This window comes from Oceanospirillum sanctuarii, assembly GCF_002150805.1.
In the GTDB taxonomy this organism is placed as follows: domain Bacteria; phylum Pseudomonadota; class Gammaproteobacteria; order Pseudomonadales; family Halomonadaceae; genus Oceanospirillum; species Oceanospirillum sanctuarii.
Genome location: NZ_MTBA01000004.1, coordinates 685,405 through 701,990, shown reverse-complemented (window position 1 = coordinate 701,990; position 16,586 = coordinate 685,405). Strand labels below are relative to the sequence as shown.

15 protein-coding genes are annotated in these 16,586 nt (G+C 50.1%); 5 read left to right on the top strand and 10 right to left on the bottom strand.

All coding sequences use genetic code 11. The annotated features are described in order from the left end of the window. Window positions 1–27: 27 nt before the first annotated feature. The 3 genes from BV405_RS10120 to BV405_RS10110 all read left to right on the top strand — a co-directional run bounded on the left by BV405_RS10120 (window position 28) and on the right by BV405_RS10110 (window position 2,706). Window positions 28–1,227: an acetate/propionate family kinase gene (locus BV405_RS10120; protein WP_086480731.1), complete on the top strand. Its 1,200-nt coding sequence runs from the start codon at window positions 28–30 to the stop codon at window positions 1,225–1,227. 218 nt (window positions 1,228–1,445) lie between these two features. Continuing rightward, complete coding sequence (gene coq7 / locus BV405_RS10115; RefSeq protein WP_086480730.1) at window positions 1,446–2,093, top strand: 2-polyprenyl-3-methyl-6-methoxy-1,4-benzoquinone monooxygenase; 648 nt, start codon at window positions 1,446–1,448, stop codon at window positions 2,091–2,093. 214 nt (window positions 2,094–2,307) lie between these two features. Next, window positions 2,308–2,706, top strand: a complete 399-nt coding sequence (locus tag BV405_RS10110) for a hypothetical protein (protein WP_086480729.1) — start codon at window positions 2,308–2,310, stop codon at window positions 2,704–2,706. A gap of 122 nt (window positions 2,707–2,828) precedes the next feature. Here the strand turns inward: BV405_RS10110 and speD are convergent, their stop codons facing one another. Both speD and BV405_RS10100 read right to left on the bottom strand, forming a co-directional pair. Beyond that, a complete protein-coding gene (speD, locus tag BV405_RS10105; protein WP_086480728.1) occupies window positions 2,829–3,617 on the bottom strand; it encodes an adenosylmethionine decarboxylase in 789 nt (262 codons plus the stop codon). Window positions 3,618–3,775: 158 nt separating this feature from the next. After that, window positions 3,776–4,195, bottom strand: a complete 420-nt coding sequence (locus BV405_RS10100; RefSeq protein WP_086480727.1) for an OsmC family protein — start codon at window positions 4,193–4,195, stop codon at window positions 3,776–3,778. Between the two features lie 210 nt (window positions 4,196–4,405). On the opposite strand from BV405_RS10100, the gene crp reads away from it, so the two are divergent. Further along, entirely contained in the window at window positions 4,406–5,038 is a 633-nt protein-coding gene (crp, locus tag BV405_RS10095; RefSeq protein WP_086481160.1) for a cAMP-activated global transcriptional regulator CRP, read from the top strand. 96 nt (window positions 5,039–5,134) lie between these two features. Here crp and BV405_RS10090 read toward each other — a convergent pair whose 3' ends face one another. From BV405_RS10090 to rpe, 7 genes are all read right to left on the bottom strand, one after another. After that, window positions 5,135–7,543 (bottom strand): EAL domain-containing protein, encoded by a 2,409-nt coding sequence (locus BV405_RS10090; protein WP_086480726.1) that lies wholly within the window; start codon window positions 7,541–7,543, stop codon window positions 5,135–5,137. Between the two features lie 334 nt (window positions 7,544–7,877). Continuing rightward, window positions 7,878–8,675, bottom strand: coding sequence for an indole-3-glycerol phosphate synthase TrpC (gene trpC, locus BV405_RS10085; protein ID WP_086480725.1), 798 nt, complete (start codon window positions 8,673–8,675; stop codon window positions 7,878–7,880). A 66-nt stretch (window positions 8,676–8,741) separates the two neighbouring features. Next, entirely contained in the window at window positions 8,742–9,779 is a 1,038-nt protein-coding gene (trpD, locus tag BV405_RS10080) for an anthranilate phosphoribosyltransferase (RefSeq protein ID WP_086480724.1), read from the bottom strand. Window positions 9,780–9,954: 175 nt separating this feature from the next. Beyond that, entirely contained in the window at window positions 9,955–10,539 is a 585-nt protein-coding gene (locus tag BV405_RS10075) for an anthranilate synthase component II (RefSeq protein WP_086480723.1), read from the bottom strand. Window positions 10,540–10,708: 169 nt separating this feature from the next. Further along, window positions 10,709–12,193, bottom strand: a complete 1,485-nt coding sequence (gene trpE, locus BV405_RS10070) for an anthranilate synthase component I (protein WP_086480722.1) — start codon at window positions 12,191–12,193, stop codon at window positions 10,709–10,711. Window positions 12,194–12,460: 267 nt separating this feature from the next. Then, window positions 12,461–13,135, bottom strand: coding sequence for a phosphoglycolate phosphatase (locus tag BV405_RS10065; protein WP_086480721.1), 675 nt, complete (start codon window positions 13,133–13,135; stop codon window positions 12,461–12,463). Window positions 13,136–13,278: 143 nt separating this feature from the next. Continuing rightward, window positions 13,279–13,953: a ribulose-phosphate 3-epimerase gene (gene rpe / locus BV405_RS10060; protein WP_086480720.1), complete on the bottom strand. Its 675-nt coding sequence runs from the start codon at window positions 13,951–13,953 to the stop codon at window positions 13,279–13,281. 337 nt (window positions 13,954–14,290) lie between these two features. Between rpe and BV405_RS10055 the strand changes: the two genes are divergently transcribed. After that, window positions 14,291–15,556 carry a DUF3530 family protein gene (locus tag BV405_RS10055; RefSeq protein WP_176330109.1) on the top strand — a complete coding sequence of 422 codons (1,266 nt, stop codon included), beginning with the start codon at window positions 14,291–14,293 and terminating at the stop codon, window positions 15,554–15,556. Window positions 15,557–15,653: 97 nt separating this feature from the next. On the opposite strand, the gene djlA is transcribed toward BV405_RS10055, so the two are convergent. Continuing rightward, window positions 15,654–16,577, bottom strand: coding sequence for a co-chaperone DjlA (gene djlA, locus BV405_RS10050; protein ID WP_176330108.1), 924 nt, complete (start codon window positions 16,575–16,577; stop codon window positions 15,654–15,656). Window positions 16,578–16,586: the final 9 nt, after the last annotated feature.

Below are 16,586 nucleotides of genomic sequence, written 5' to 3'. Positions count from 1 at the left end.
CGGTGTGCTGAACAGGAAAAGGATCCTATGAACTCAATTTTGATTGTTAATGCCGGCTCCTCAAGTCTCAAGTGTTCAATTTTTGATGAGGACGGCGGCGAGATCCGTCAGCATTTCCGGGTCAAAGTGGCCAATCTGGCAGGCCCTGCTCATCTGGAAATTTACGACCACAGCGAAAAAGTGGACGGCATTCTGGTGGATAAAATGGACATCTCAGCGGAAGAGCTGGATGTCGCTCACAGTCAGGCGCACCATCAGGCTCTGTCTGTAGTCATGAACTGGCTGGACCGGAATACTAAATTTAAGGTAACTCAGGTTGGTCACCGTATTGTGCACGGTGGTGACTTCTATTCTGAGCCTGTGGTTATCACTGACGAGGTTCTGGAAAACCTGTCTAAGCTGATCCCACTGGCACCACTTCATCAGCCTTACAACCTGAAGCTGGTGAAGGTTTGTCAGGACCTTCTTCCGGGACTGCCTCAGGTGGCCTGTTTCGATACCGCTTTCCACAGCACAATTCCGGATGTGGCGCGCAACTTTGCTATTCCTCGCGCACTGACCCGGGAAGGTGTTCGCCGTTACGGTTTCCACGGTCTGTCTTACCAGTACATCCATAAGAAATTGACCGAGCTGGATGGTGATCTGGCGCAGGGTAAACTGGTGGTGGCTCACTTAGGTGCCGGTGCCAGTATGTGTGCTATAGAAAATGGTGAGAGTATCGCATCCACCATGGGCTTTACCGCACTGGATGGCCTGCCGATGGGCAGCCGTTGCGGTCAGATCGACCCTGGTGTGCTCCTGTATCTGATGCGTGAGCACAAGATGGATGTGGATGCTATCGAGTCTCTGCTTTACAAGAAGAGTGGCTGGCAGGGCGTTTCTGGTATCAGCAGCGATATGCTGACTCTGCACAAAGAAGCCTCAGGACATGCTCAGGAAGCGATCGATATGTTTGTCTATCGCATTGCCCGTGAGACAGGCTCTCTGGTTGCTGCTATGGGGGGCATGGATACCTTCGTATTCACTGGAGGTGTTGGTGAAAATGATGCAGAAATTCGTGCTCAGGTAGCCCATCAGAATGAGTGGCTGGGTATGAAACTGGATGCTCAGCGCAATAAGGCTAACGAGTATCTGATCAGTGCTGATGACAGCAAAGTGAAGGTATTCGCGATTCCGACCAATGAAGAACTGATGATCGCACGCCATACATCGAGTCTGTTACGTTAGACTTTATTTTCTCTCATATATTGAGTGATTTAGCGCAAGAGATGCAGGAGAGATCCTGCATCTCTTTTTGCGTTTAGGCGGTCTGTTAATACGGCGCGTATCTCCTTGGAAACTCTTTTGATTTATCTCATCGGCTTTTTAAAAAGTCCGTATAAAGCCATAGCCGAATGAGCGGGCATTCGCTAACATGCCCTGCAGATACAGGTGAGGTTTTACCCATGCAAAATATTCGTCAACACACACCGCTGGACAAAATCCTGATTGGTGCTGATACCGTTCTTAAAACCCTGATCCCGGGTGCTGCAGAACCCTACCGTCCGAATCCGGCACGTAGTGAAGCAGAGCAGGAGATGACTCCTGTTGAGCGCAAACATGCTGCCGGTCTTATGCGGATTAACCACACCGGAGAAGTATGCGCTCAGGCGCTTTATCAGGGGCAGTCGGTTACGGCTAAGCTACCTGAAGTACGTGAGCAGATGGAAGAAGCTGCCCGTGAAGAGATTGATCACCTGGCATGGTGTGAACAGCGTATCCGCCAGCTGGGCAGTCGTCCGAGTTTGTTGAATCCTGTGTTTTATGGTCTATCTTTTGGAATTGGTGCCGTCGCTGGCGCCGCCGGTGATAAGTACAGTCTGGGCTTTGTCGCAGCAACTGAACAGCAGGTGTGTAAACATCTGGAGTCTCATATGCAAAACCTGCCATCTGGAGATCAGAAAAGCCGTGCGATTCTGGAACAGATGTATATCGACGAAGAGCAGCACGCGAATCAGGCGCTGGATGCGGGCGGTGTCCGTTTCCCGGTTCCGGTTAAGATGGCGATGAAGCTGATGTCAAAAGTGATGACTAAGTCTGTATATCGTATTTGACAGTCTGTTTATCGAATCTGACAGCTGAATTGCCGTATTTGACTTTCTGATGATCGCTATCAGACAATTTTTGTTGCAGAATGTAATCCGCTTGGCGACCAAAAGCCGCCAAGGCAGGAATCATAAAGGTTAGCAGGCAAATCCGCCTGTTAACTCTTGTAAGCAGGCATCATGGATTCAAGGACGTGATGCCTTACTTTTCAGGAGAAAAGCAATGACTGCTTCATTAAATCAGGCCGATAAACCATCACCAAGTGGTGTAATCGCCTTTTTATCCGCCTACGCCTCTCTGCCTTTCCGTCACCATGCTCTGGTTGGTTGTGCCTTCCTGATGATTTTAGGTGCGGTTAAGTTTCTGATCAGTATCAGCCAGCCGGAAGGTATCTGGTGGGAAGCGCTGAACACCATCAATTTGTTTGTTGTGATCAGTACGCTGATGTACGGCGCAATCTTCTTCTCTCAGGTGATGGCCAGTCTTGGTGGTCAGGTGACCCGCATTCTCTTCCCAGGTGATAAAGCAATGGCTACCGGTTGTGTGATCGGTGTGGTTTTGTCCGGGATGATGATTATGTTTCTGGCGCCTTATGTGCTGGATCTGATCTGGCGCGCCTGATAGCGCTGGCAATCTAGAGATCTGTTTCGCGGGGAAGTTTGTGATAACAGAGTACAGATTCTGAGCATAAAAAAACGCCTGAAGCTTTTCGCTTACAGGCGTTTTTTTGTATCCGGAAATACTTACTCGATATTACGGGAGTAGAAAATTTCCAGCATCTCTTTGCGTAGACGGGCTTCAATATCAGCCGCTTCTTCAAAGGTCAGCTTGTTCTTATCGATACCAAACAGGTAGTTGTCCAGCTCAAAATCCTTCAGTAGCATTTTGGTGTGGAACATATTTTCCTGGTAAACGTTCACATCAATCATCTGATACGCGTTCTTGGTATCTTCAGACAGGTAGTCCTGGATCGAAGTGATCGGGTGATCGATAAACAGCTTGCGACCGGATTCGTCACGGGTGAAACCACGTACACGGTAGTCCATGGTCACGATATCGGAATCGAAGCTGTGAATCAGGTAGTTCAGTGCTTTCAGTGGAGAGATCATACCGCAGGTGGATACATCGATATCCAGACGGAAAGTACTGATGCCGCCATCTGGGTGGCTTTCCGGGTAGGTATGAACCGTCACGTGGCTCTTATCCAGGTGAGCAACTACCGTTTCCGGCAGAGGACCCGGGCCTACTTCGTTTTCTGATTCGTCAGTCAGTTCATGTTCTGCGATCAGTACGGTCACACTGGCACCGTGGGGATCGTAATCCTGACGTGCGATATTCAGAATGTGGGCACCAATAATATTGGTCACATCTTTTAAGATCTGCGTAAGGCGTTCAGCGTTATAAAGTTCATCGATGTAATCGATATACTCTTCACGTTGCTGCTCTGTCTTGGCATAGCAGATGTCATAAATGTTAAAGCTCAGGGAACTGGTAAGGTTGTTAAACCCATGAAGCCTGATATTGTCCTTCACGCCCGAGACCTCGCGTAATGCAAATTCGTGAAATTACCCACCAACCTTATTGGCTAGCCACTTTTGAAAGGCGCGTATTATGCCTATAAAAAGTGGCTATTGCACAAAAAAATTACCCTTTTATTTTTGAGTCATAAGGGTAATTTTTGGCTGCATTATTACAGCTCAATAATTTCGTAATCGTGGCTGATTTCTACGCCACCGGCAGCCAGCATAATTGATGCTGAGCAGTACTTTTCAGCGGACAGTTCAACCGCACGCTTGACCTGTACTTCTTTAATGCCACGGCCCTTAACAACGAAATGCAGGTGGATTTTCGTAAACAAAGCAGGAACGGCATCTGCTCGTTCTGCTTCTATTTCAACATAGCAGTCACTGACATCCTGACGGGACTTTTGCAGAATACCGATCACATCGAAAGAACTGCAGGAGCCTAAACCCATCAACAGAAGTTCCATCGGACGAGGGCCGGTGTTTCGACCGCCTTTTTCCGGTGGACCATCGATCACAATTGCGTGACCTGAGCCGGATTCTGCCAGAAACTGAACGCCATCTGTCCATTTTACGACTGCTTTCATTCCGCTCTATTCTCCTGCTTAGTATTTGATATTGTTAAATGAAATTCAGCTGGCAATATCGCTGATATAGCATGGTCACGCAAGTTTTCACGCCAAAAAAGGCCGCTGCTTAGCCCTGCTAAAAACAGGCTTTTTTTGTTGTTTTCCTGCAGATCAGGTATTGTCTGCTTCGGTAGCTTTCTGTTTGCACGTAAAAAAGGGTTTTTTGTTATGTTGCCTGCCAGTAAAAAGGAGATTCCGGGACTGAACGAGTTTCTGGCGATCAGTCACAGACGCAGCTTTCCTAAGCGTTCAACTCTTATCTCAGCAGGAGCCGAAAGTGGTTCTCTCTTCTACCTGGTGAAAGGGTCCGTCACGGTTTCCATCGAGGATGAAGACGGCCATGAGATGGTTGTCGCTTATCTGAACGAAGGCTCCTTTTTCGGCGAGATGGGACTGTTTGATGAGATCAGTCGTCGCAGTGCCTGGGTAAAAGCAAAAACCGATGTGGAAGTTGCTGAAGTCAGCTATACCCGCTTTACGGAACTGACAGAGAAAGACACCCGCCTGTTGTATGTGCTGGGGAATCAGGTTGCAGCCCGCTTGCGCAATACTACCCGGAAGGTGGGCGATCTGGCCTTTATGGATGTGACCGGCCGCGTAGCGCGTACTTTGCTGGATCTGTGCAAAGAACCTGATGCGATGACCCATCCGGATGGTATGCAGATCAAGGTGACCCGACAGGAGATCGCCCGTATTGTCGGTTGCTCCCGTGAGATGGTAGGGCGAGTACTGAAGGATCTGGAAGAGCAGGGGCTGGTAACCGCAAGCGGTAAAACCATGGTGGTTTACGGTACGCGATAGCTCGTTATTCGGTACACCCGCTGATTCAATAAAAACGCCGCTTCTGACAGGAAGCGGCGTTTTTTTATGGGGTGTTTCAGAAGCTCTGGTGGTTGGCTAGCTGCCTAGGGGGAGCTTCTGAACCTGCAGCAGTTGTGAGCAGTTGTCTGCGCTGACCGGACGGCTGAAGTAGTAACCCTGGAAGTGCTTACAGCCCAGTTTTACCAGCAGATCCATAATAGCAGCGTCTTCCACACCCTCGGCAATAATCTCCATTTGCAAGTGGGATGCCATTGCGATGATGGTTTCGGTAATCGCTCTGTCGTTGGAGTCGGTCAGCAGATCCATCACGAAAGATTTATCGATCTTAAGCTGGTTGATGGGCATTTGCTTGAGGTATTTCAGCGATGAATAGCCGGTTCCAAAGTCATCAATGGAGAGTGCGATACCCATTGCGCGGATTGCATCCATACGGGTGATGGTGGCATCCATATTCTTCACCAAGAGACTTTCCGTTAGCTCCAGTTCCAGTTTGTTGGGATCAACCCCCGTGTTATCGATGACTTCTGATAGCACGTTCAGAAACTGAGGATGGTCGAACTGCTTGGCACTGATATTCACCGCCATGCGGAAGTTTTCCGGGCAGAAACCATCATTCTGCCATTGAGCCAGCTGAGAGCAGGCCTGTTCCAGTACCCAGCGACCAATCGGAATGATCAGGCCGGTTTCTTCGGCAAGGCCGATAAACTGATCCGGTGGGACAAAACCGCGTTCCGGATGCTGCCAACGGATCAGAGCTTCAGTACCTATAATGCTGAAGTTATGATCGACCTGTGGCTGATAGTGCAGGTAAAGCTCATTGTTCTCCAGCGCGGTATGCAGTGCGCGTTCCATCGCCAGATGCTGGTCTGCCAGCAGTTGCATACTGGGGCGATAGAAGTGGAACGTGTTTTTACCGTTGGATTTAGCCCGATACAGAGCCGTATCAGCCTGTTTAACGATGTTCTTGATGTCGTTGTCATCATCCGGGAAAAGTCGGATACCGACACTGGCAGAGATGTGGAGTACGTGCTGGCCAATATGAAAGGGTTTTGCCATCACTTCAAGAATACGTGTGGTAATGCGTTGAGCGTTGAGCGCCGCTGGTTCCTGATCTTCTGCCAGTTCCGGCAGGATGACAACAAACTCATCACCGCCTAAACGTGCAACGGTATCTTCTTCCCGCATCATCTCTTTCAGGCGCGAAGCTACAACTACAAGAAGTTCATCGCCAACATCATGACCAAGAGAATCATTGATGTTTTTAAAGCGGTCGAGGTCGAGAAACAGCAGCGCGCTAAACATATTGTGGCGCATGCTCTTGGATTGCACCTGATGCAGGCGATCCAGAAACAAACTTCGGTTCGGCAGGTCGGTCAGTGAGTCGAAATAGGCCAGATGGTGAATACGTGCTTCTTGCGCTTTACGCAGTGAGATATCCCGTGACAGCGCCAGAATATAGGTCTTGCCGGACAGATCGATACTGCGGGCTTTTATCTCAACCGGAATTTGCTGACCGTTGTGGCCTTTCAGTTCGCTTTCCAGAGAGACCTCATGCATCAGGTCATCGGAAGAGGCAAGGCTTGCCAGCGTATGGGGTAATTTGCTGGCATTAAACAGTTGCTCCATATTGAGGCCAACCAGATCTTTCTTGTCGAAGCCCAGCGTCTGAAAGGCTTTGTGATTGGCATCGTAGATCTTAAAGTCAGTCTCACAGATAATCAGCATATCACTGATACTGTTCATCACATCGCGGTTGAACTGTTCACTGCTTCTCAGGGCTTCTTCAGCTTTGTTTCGTGAACTCCATAACTCGTTAAAGCTATCAACCAGAAAACCCAGCTCGTCATCGGTATGACCTTTTAAGGCGGGTATCTGCTTGTTGCTGTTGTGGTTATCTTTCAGCAGGATCAGACTGTCTGACAGGCGTGTCAGCGGACGGCTGATCAGAGTATGGAAAACGAAGAACAGACAGATCGCCAGCAGTACATTTCTCAGGAAACCTGTGGTCAGAATAACGATAGCCCGGTCAAAGATATCTTCGCTCAGAGCATCAGGATCGGTTTCAACAATCAGGGTGCCGACCGGTGCTTCTTCAAAGACAGTGATCAGGGGGACGGCGTAGGAGCGGCGCTCTTCTTCCATAATCTGAGACATCATCCCGCCACCGATCGATGGGGCATCCGACGTTGCTAAGACGCTGTTATCGTCCAGACGGATTTGGGCGTAATGAATATAGGCGTGGTTGATCAGTCCTTTAACAACCCGCTCGGCCAGATCTTTATCGATATTGTAAGCCGCCTGAACTGCAGACTCTTCCACCAGATGAATCACCTGTTGAACCTTGTCGTTCATACCTTCGCGGCTGTGACTGATGTCGATTGCAATCTGAATGCCACTGAACACCAGACCAAGCACAAGGGCGACAATGACCGTGAATTTCGCTTGCCGGTAAGAAAGTCGTTTATGCAGGGCTGATTTTTTCAAACGAACATCCGTTATTGCATGAATCTGCAAGTTTTAAACTGAAATAAGATAGCTTACTTAAGATGTATCTAAGTTTTAGAGAGATAGCTTCAGTATGCGAAACCGAGCCACAACAGGCAAGTAGTTTATACTTTTGACCCATGGGGTTTCTTTAAAGCTTTGTTACGTTTTCAGGTCAGTGTGTTACTGGCTGAATCCTGCCCAAAAAAAGGGCGGCTGAGGGGGGGGCGGTGGTTTTTTTCTCAGCCTCTGTTCAGAAGCTTATTTATAAAGAGGTACTCAGTATGAATGAGCATCTGAACAGAGGAAGGGCAGGCTTAGCGTTGATTGGGTCTTAGTTGAAGAACTCGGCCAGCGTTTCACCCGGATTTTCGGTGCGCATAAAGGCTTCTCCAACGAGGAAGCTGTCAACATTATGGCGACGCATCGCATCAACATCTTCCTGCTTCAGGATACCGCTTTCCGTTACCACGATACGATCATCCGGAATCTGATCCAGCAGATCAAAAGTGGTTTGCAGGCTGACTTCGAAGGTATGCAGGTTACGGTTATTAATACCGATCAGACGGTTCGGTAGTTTAAGCGCACGGTGCAGCTCTTCTTCATCATGGACTTCGATCAGTACGTCCATATCCAGTTCATGGGCCAGCAGATTCAGCTCGCGCATGGTGTCATCATCCAGACAGGCGGCAATCAGCAGAATACAGTCAGCGCCAATGGCACGGGCTTCATACACCTGATAGGGATCGACAATAAAGTCTTTACGGATGACCGGCAGATCGCAGGCTGCACGGCCCTCTTTCAGATAATCTTCATGGCCCTGAAAAAAGTCGCGGTCGGTCAGAATCGACAGGCAGCTGGCACCACCTTCTTCGTAGCTGGCGGCGATCTCGGCAGGGCGGAAATCTTCGCGCAGAACGCCTTTGCTTGGAGAAGCTTTTTTGATCTCAGCGATCACGGCAGAGCGACCGGCTTTCAGGTTGCGAGCCAGTGCATCAGCAAAGCCACGAGGTGCATCCTTATTAGCAAAAGCCAGATCACGCATCTCTTCCAGAGAGATGCTCTGCTTACGCTCTTTGATCTCTTCCCATTTGCGATCAACAATTTTTTTCAGAATAGTCGGGGTGTTCAAAGTGTTCTCCTGAAGACCTTGGGTCTGGTCTGAATGTCAGGGTTAAAGTCCTGAAATCGGTTCCGGTTATTGTGCTGCAAAGACGCTGGTAAAGCTGGACAGCTCTTTCATTTTTTCACCGGCCAGGCCGCTGGCGATGGCGTCCTGCGCCATGGCGACACCTTCCTGCAGGCTATCGGCAACATCTGCTGCGTAGAGAGCTGCACCGGCATTCAGCGCGATCATATCAGCGGCTTTTTCCGCTTTCTCGGTGCTTTGTTTACCCAAAGCATCTTTGATCAGGTTGAGGGAGTCTTCGGCGCTTGCAATATCCAGCCCCACCAGACTCTGACTCTTAAGGCCAACGTCTTCCGGTGTTACCTTGTATTCTGTCACTTCACCATTTTTCAGCTCAGCCACATGGGTGCTGGTGGCTAGAGAGAACTCATCCAGACCATCTTTAGCGTGAACAATCAGAACATGTTTGCTGCCCAGTGCTTTCAGAACTTCTGCCATCGGACGACACAGGGTTTCAGTAAAGACACCGATCACCTGATGCTTAACACCTGCCGGGTTGGTCATGGGGCCGAGCATATTGAAAAGGGTACGCATGCCCAGCTCTTTACGGGGACCAATAGCGTATTTCATCGCGCTGTGATGGTTGGGGGCAAACATAAAGCCGACACCCACTTCACTGATGCAGCGGGCAATTTGTTCAGGCTTGAGGTTCAGGTTGATACCGGCAGTTTCCAGCAGGTCAGAACTACCGCTGGAAGAGGAAACAGAACGGTTACCGTGTTTGGCAACATGGCCACCTGCTGCTGCAATAACGAAAGCAGACGCAGTTGAGACATTAAACAGGTTAGCGCCGTCGCCACCGGTACCACAGGTATCCACCGCATTGGGGATATCCAGCTCAACCGGCGTGGCCAGTTCTCGCATCACTTCAACAGCGGCGGTGATCTCGTCCAGGGTTTCGCTTTTCATGCGCAGGGCAATCAGAAAGCCGCCGATCTGTGCATCTGTGCATTGTCCGGTCATGATCTGGCGCATAACATCGCGCATCTCTTCACGACTCAGATCCAGCTGTTCTACCACCTTGCTCAAGGCATCTTGAATGTTCATGGTATCGGGTCCTGTCTCGTCTTCGTTGCGCTGTTGATGTGCAGCGCTCTGTCAGCTTGCTTTGGAGCAGCCTCTTATGGGCTGCTTCGATTGTTCTTGCAGAAAGTCAGTCTTTTTAAGAAATCGGCACTTTCCGGAAAGTGCGGTCCTCAAAAGAAGCAGAGCTCTGAATAAATCAGAGCGTCTGATTCAGAAAGTTCTGCAGCATATCGTGACCGTGTTCGGTCAGAATTGACTCAGGGTGGAACTGAACGCCTTCAATCGGCAGTGTCCTGTGACGCAGGCCCATGATTTCACCCGGTGTACCGTCTTCGTTATTCACCCAGGCGGTCACTTCCAGGCAGTCCGGCAGTGTAGCGCGTTCAACTACCAAAGAGTGGTAACGGGTTGCCTGAAACGGATTATTCAGCCCGGCGAAAACACCATCATCAATATGATGCACCGGAGATGTTTTACCGTGCATCACTTCATTAGCGCGGATCACTTTGCCACCAAAGGCCTGACCAATGCTCTGATGGCCAAGGCAGATACCCAGAATCGGCAGTTTACCGGCGAAGTGCTTAATGGCTTCTACTGAGATACCCGCTTCGTTTGGTGTGCAGGGACCCGGTGAGATCACCAGATGATCCGGCTTCAGGGCTTCGATCTGCTCAATAGTGATTTCGTCGTTGCGGTAAACCTGAACGTCTGCGCCCAGCTCGGCAAAATACTGCACAACGTTATAAGTGAAAGAGTCGTAGTTATCGATCATTAACAGCATGGTCTGTACCTGTATTTTAGCTACCTATTGGTAGTTAAAATTATCTTAAGTCTTTGAAAAAAGGCGTTTGTCTAAATGATAAATATCGCAACAAACGTATTGCCTTACTCGGTAATCTTTAATGTCAGTTTGGCCGAAAAAAAGCTAATCAGGATGCTTCCCGAGTTGATTACTCGGGGTTATCCAGCCCTTTTTCTGCCATCGCAACAGCCTTAAAGATTGCCCGGCCTTTGTTCATGGTCTCTTTCCACTCAAGGCGAGGTTCAGAATCGGCAACCACACCGGCTCCGGCCTGAATGTGCAGGATCTGATCTTTGATCACAGCAGTACGGATCGCGATAGCGGTATCCATATTGCCGTTCCAGGAGAGATAACCGACTGCGCCGCCGTAAACACCGCGCTTCACCGGCTCCATCTCGTCGATAATTTCCATGGCACGCACTTTAGGTGCACCGCTTAAAGTACCCGCTGGCAGGGTCGCTTTCAGCACATCCATGGCGCTCATGCCTTCTTTCAGCTGACCGGTGACGCTGGATACGATATGCATCACGTGTGAGTAACGTTCAATCACCATTTTGTCGGTCAGGGTAACGCTACCGGTTTGAGCGATTCGGCCAACATCGTTACGGCCCAGATCGATCAGCATCAGATGCTCGGCCAGCTCTTTCGGATCCGCCAGCAGTTCTTCTTCCAGAGCCTTATCTTCCGCTTCGGTTGCTCCGCGCTTACGGGTGCCGGCGATAGGGCGCACGGTAACCAGATTGTCTTCAACGCGGGCAAGGATTTCCGGTGAGGAACCCACCACATGGAAGTCATCCAGATTAAAGAAGAACATATAAGGGGAAGGGTTCAGGCAGCGCAGGGCGCGATACAGCTCCAGCGGTTGAGCCTCAAACGGCGTCGACATACGCTGAGAGATTACGCACTGCATGATGTCGCCTGCCAGCACGTATTCTTTGATTTTACTAACCGCTTCTTTGAACTTCTCTTCGGTGAATCCCGATTTGAAGTCGCTTTCCTGAGTAACACGGCCAGTACCAACACTGTAGGAGGAAACTGCCAGGGAGCGCAGTTGGCGCTCCAGTTCATTCAGGCGCTGACGGGCTTTTTCCAGCGGGCGTTTGTGTTCGGTATTGGCGTGAACGATCAGGTAGAGCTTGCCGCTCAGGTTGTCGAAAACAACCACTTCTTCTGAGATCAGCAGCAGAATATCCGGCACATCAATCGGATCATTTTCCGGAATATTGACCAGACGCTTTTCCACATAACGTACGGTGTCATAACCGAAGTAACCCACAAGACCACCGGTAAACAGGGGCAGATTGTCCAGTTCAGGAACAGAGAAACGTTTCTGGAATTCTTCGATATAGCTCAGCGGATCATCCTGCTGGCTTTGTTCGATTACTGCATTGCCATCAAACAGGGTGACTTCGTGACCGCGCACCTGCAGGCGGCGCTGGCAAGGCAGACCGATAATGGAATAACGCCCCCATTTTTCGCCGCCTTCCACGGATTCCAGCAGATAGCTATAAGGCTGGTCAGCCAGTTTCAGATAGGTGCTTAACGGGGTATCCAGATCAGCCAGTACTTCACGTACCAGTGGGATGCGGTTGTAGCCTGCTGCGGCCAGCTCGGAGAAGCGTTCCGGAGTCATGATGTCTTCCTGTCACGGTATAAATGGAAAAATAAAACACAAACTTAGATAAAGCAGAGGGCATGATTTCGCTACATACAGGCAGCATTAACCACGCAATGTGAGCTTCACCATCGCCAGCGTTTTACCTCGCGCATCAATCCCAGTGATTTATCAGGAAACATATTTGATCCGTTTTTTTGAAGAAGATAAAAAAGTCTGATTTTTTATAACCTAAAGTACTAACGTATTGATAAATTGGCTTTTGTTAGTACTAAGGCGGTTAAGTTATACCAGCTCAGCCAATGAATCAACCACTAGATCAGCCCCACATTGGTCTACTGGAACTCCATGGTCATATCCGTATCGAACCGCCACTGTTTTAAAGCCAGCTTTCTGCCCGGCAGAGATATCAGTAATGGAGTCTCCGATCATAAGGCATAGCGCCGGATCGGCATTCAGTTGTTCAGCGGCATGTAGCAGAGGCATCGGTGATGGTTTTTTCTCCGGCAGGGAATCGCCACCCAATACCAGATCGAAATAGCCGTCCAGATTGAGTTGTTCGAGAATCTCTGGCACAAAACGGTATGGCTTATTGGTGATCAGCGCCATTGGGATCTTTTTGGTTTTTGCTGCATCCAGCAGAGCAAAAATACCTTCGTAACAGCGGGTTTTTGCACCCTTGTTGGCATCGTAGGCGGTCAGAAAGGTCTGATAAGCCTGCATAAACAGCTCAGAAGTTTCATCGATACCATCAATTTCAAGGCTATCCGCCAGCGCCCGTTTGACCAGTACTACCGCGCCTTGTCCTACCCAGCTACGCACCTTCTCCTGACCTGCTTTGGGTCGGTCCAGTTCAGTCAGCATCTGATCGACGGCATCCGCCAGATCCGGTACCGAGTCGATGAGCGTGCCATCAAGATCAAAGGCCAGTAGCTGAATATCGGACAGCAGCAGGTGCATAGCGAATACCTTTTGTATGAGGAGTGGGAAGCAATTTAAAAGCGGGCACATAAAAAAGGCACCCTAATGGATGCCTTTTTCAGGTCAATCAGGTTTTAACGCGTTACCCGAGCCACTATTTATTTTTTGGCCTGAGCTACTTTTTATTTCTTAACCTGAGCTAGCTCGGCACGCATAGCATCGATAGTGGCTTTGTAGTCGTCGGTGTTAAAGATGGCAGAACCGGCAACAAAGGTATCGGCACCGGCTTCAGCGATTTCGCGGATATTCTGAATGCCAACGCCACCGTCGATCTCCAGACGGATGTCGTAACCGCTTTCATCGATGATTTTGCGAGCCTGACGCAGTTTATCCAGTGTGCCCGGGATAAATTTCTGACCACCAAAGCCCGGGTTTACTGACATCAGCAGAACCACGTCCACTTTATCCAGCACGTAGTCCAGATAGTGCAGTGGCGTTGCCGGGTTAAACACCAGACCGGATTTGCAGCCGCCGTCACGGATCATCGACAGGGAACGGTCGATATGGTCAGAGGCTTCCGGGTGGAAAGTGATCCAGCTGGCTCCGGCGTCGATGAAGTCACCGATCATGCGGTCAACCGGAGAAACCATCAGGTGGACATCAATCGGTGCAGTAACACCGTGGTTGCGCAGCGCTTTACACACCATAGGACCGATGGTCAGATTCGGAACGTAGTGGTTGTCCATCACATCAAAGTGAACAACATCAGCACCGCTGGCCAGTACGTTATCGACTTCCTCACCCAGACGGGCGAAATCAGCGGATAAAATGGAAGGTGCGATTTTGAAATCAGACATCAGGTTCTCTCATCGGTCTTAAATAAGAAGGCAGCCACAGGCTGAGGTTCAGGTGCGGGCATTTTAACCAAAGCCCGCCCAGAGTGCTACGACAGAGGCGCAGTGCTGTCCGGCAGAATGGTCTGTATGGCTGGCGTTTCTTTTTGTTGTTGGGAGGGGAACCGGGTTCTTAATCGACAGGATGTTATTTATACTGGCTACGGATTTTAAGGCACAGTTAATGCATTGAAATGCAAAGGTTTCAGTTTTACCGCAGGCAGGAGGCAAACCTCTGCCTGTGCCATGGTCACAGTAACGGGATAGCGGCATGGTTTGTTCAGGGTGGAAATTAAATTCATTGTTATCGGCTCTGCGTACAGCTCCGATGCGTTTGCAGCGTGAAGCGTTGCGGCGTTGTTTTTTGGTACGTGGCTTTGCGCTGAGTCTGCTGGTTGCTCTTGCCGTTTCAGCGCCTTCGGTATGGGCTGAAGAGGAGGAACCGGTTGATGGTGAAGAGGCTCAGGAAGAACCGGCAAAACCAAAAGAGCCGCCAAAGCCTTATGTGGTCCCTGATGCTGAGAAGACCCGTTTTGATGTATTGGCCAGTCAGGCGAATCCCAGAGAAGTGATGAAGCTGACAGCCAATCAGGAAGAGTTTCTGGCTCTGTATCGTCCGGAAAATACGCCAAAAGCCCATGGCGCTCTGGTGATTTTGCATATTGAAGATGGTCATCCGGACTGGCCTATGGTGGTTAATCCTGTTCGTACCCAGATGCCTGATTTTGGTTGGGCGACCCTCTCTGTTGCGATTCCGAGTCCCGGTCCTGCTGAAATTCCTGAGCGTACTTTACCAGCGACTCAGGTGCTTGCGGGGATGCCAAAAGGTGAGGGCGAAGAGGAAGAGGCTCCTGCGGAAGGCGAAGGTGAGGGCGGTGACGAGGCTGCAGCAGAAGATGCTCCGGAGGAAGCCGCTGCTGAACCTCAGGCTCCGGCTGATGAGGAAGGTGACGAGTTGGGAGAGAGCAAGGATGGTGAAGGTGCAGCAAATCCTGATTGGCCACCACCAAAGCCAACCTTTGTGCCTGTGGAGGATCGTGGCCCGTTAGCGGATCGTATCGATGCCCGTATCAATGCCGCTGTTTCTCAACTGCTGAGTCAGGGCTATGAGCAGATCGTTTTTGTGGGCCACGGTGTTGGCGCAGTCTGGATTATGGATTACCTGAAAGACAATCCAGCTCCACCTGAGCAGGCTGTGGTGATGATTCAGGCGCGTATGCCACAGCGTCAGATTGAGGTTGATCTGCCGGCTCTTCTGCTGGAGCAGCAGCGTCCGATTCTGGATCTTTATTACGACGATAATCGCTTCGATAAGAGCTTTGCCACGGAGCGGGCTAACTTTGCCCGTCGCTCCGGTAACCCTCATTACCGCCAGACACGTTTGGGTGGCTTAGGGTTGCAGTCCGGTCAGTCAGAAGCGAAAGACAGACGCGTGGTTCAATCATTGCGGGGTTGGCTGGATTATCTCTATCAGTTTGAAGGAGAAGAACGCGAACCTGCAGACTCCTATATTCGAGGGCCGATTCGCTCCCTTTATGAAGAGCGTATGGAGCGATCCCGTTACTGATTAATCGGTGATGGTTTTAGGTGCTAACAGCAAACGGCCAGTCTGATCTGTCAGACTGGCCGTTTTTTATGTCCGTAGGGATAGAGCTAATCGTGGGCTAGTAAGCTTTTCGGCTCTTTTTGATTAGCTGATAGGCGGCCTGAAGCTGCTGGGAAAGCTCCTTGGCTCTGGCGTGTTCCTGCGGGCTGGCATTTTGACCCGCCAGCTTATCCGGGTGAACCTTGGAGATCTTCTGTCTGAAGGCGCGTTTCAATGATGCCAGATCTGTATCCGGTGAGACGCCGAGTAACTGATAAGCGGCATTTAGCTCCTGCCCAAAGCTCTGATAAGCATTGGAATGACGTCGATAACGGGAATACGACTGATATGCCGAATCATCACCTGAGTCAGCCTGTTCGAATCGGTTATTCTGAGCTTGTTCACGGCTGCCCTGTTTTTGCTGGCCGTTGCTGAATCCCTGTCCCCGATTGCCGAACTGATCCTGCCAGGCTTTTCGGTATTGCTGTCGAATCGTCTGAAACTGTTCGGGTTTGATTCCGGCGTAAAAGGCGGTCATTCCGAGGGTTTCGACCAGACTGGTATGCGCCTTACCTTCGGCGTAAAGCAGCTGAAACTGATAATGCAGCCACTCCATCTTTTTACCGGTGCGGTTTTTAAAGCGCTTTTTGAACTGCTTAATCAGATGCTTGGGCGGTTCCGGTTGAGATTTACCGGTATTAAATGCTTCGATTGCTGCCAGTCGTTCATCAGAGGTCAGTGCCATGGACGACATGATGTGTTCTGTGGCGTGAATTTCCTGCTGAGACACCAGCCCATCAGCCTTGGCAAGAAAGCCCAGCATCTGATAGGTGAACTGAAAGAAAAGCAGTTCATCCCTGCTGCGATAGCGCTTGCCGTAAGGCGCGTCCTGAGAGGCTTCCAGATAACGACCCAGACGTTTATCGATCAGATACCCCAGGACAAAACCGATCAGCATACCCCGCCAGCCCCAGGTCAGGAGACCGGTTAAGAATCCTGTCATCTTAAACGA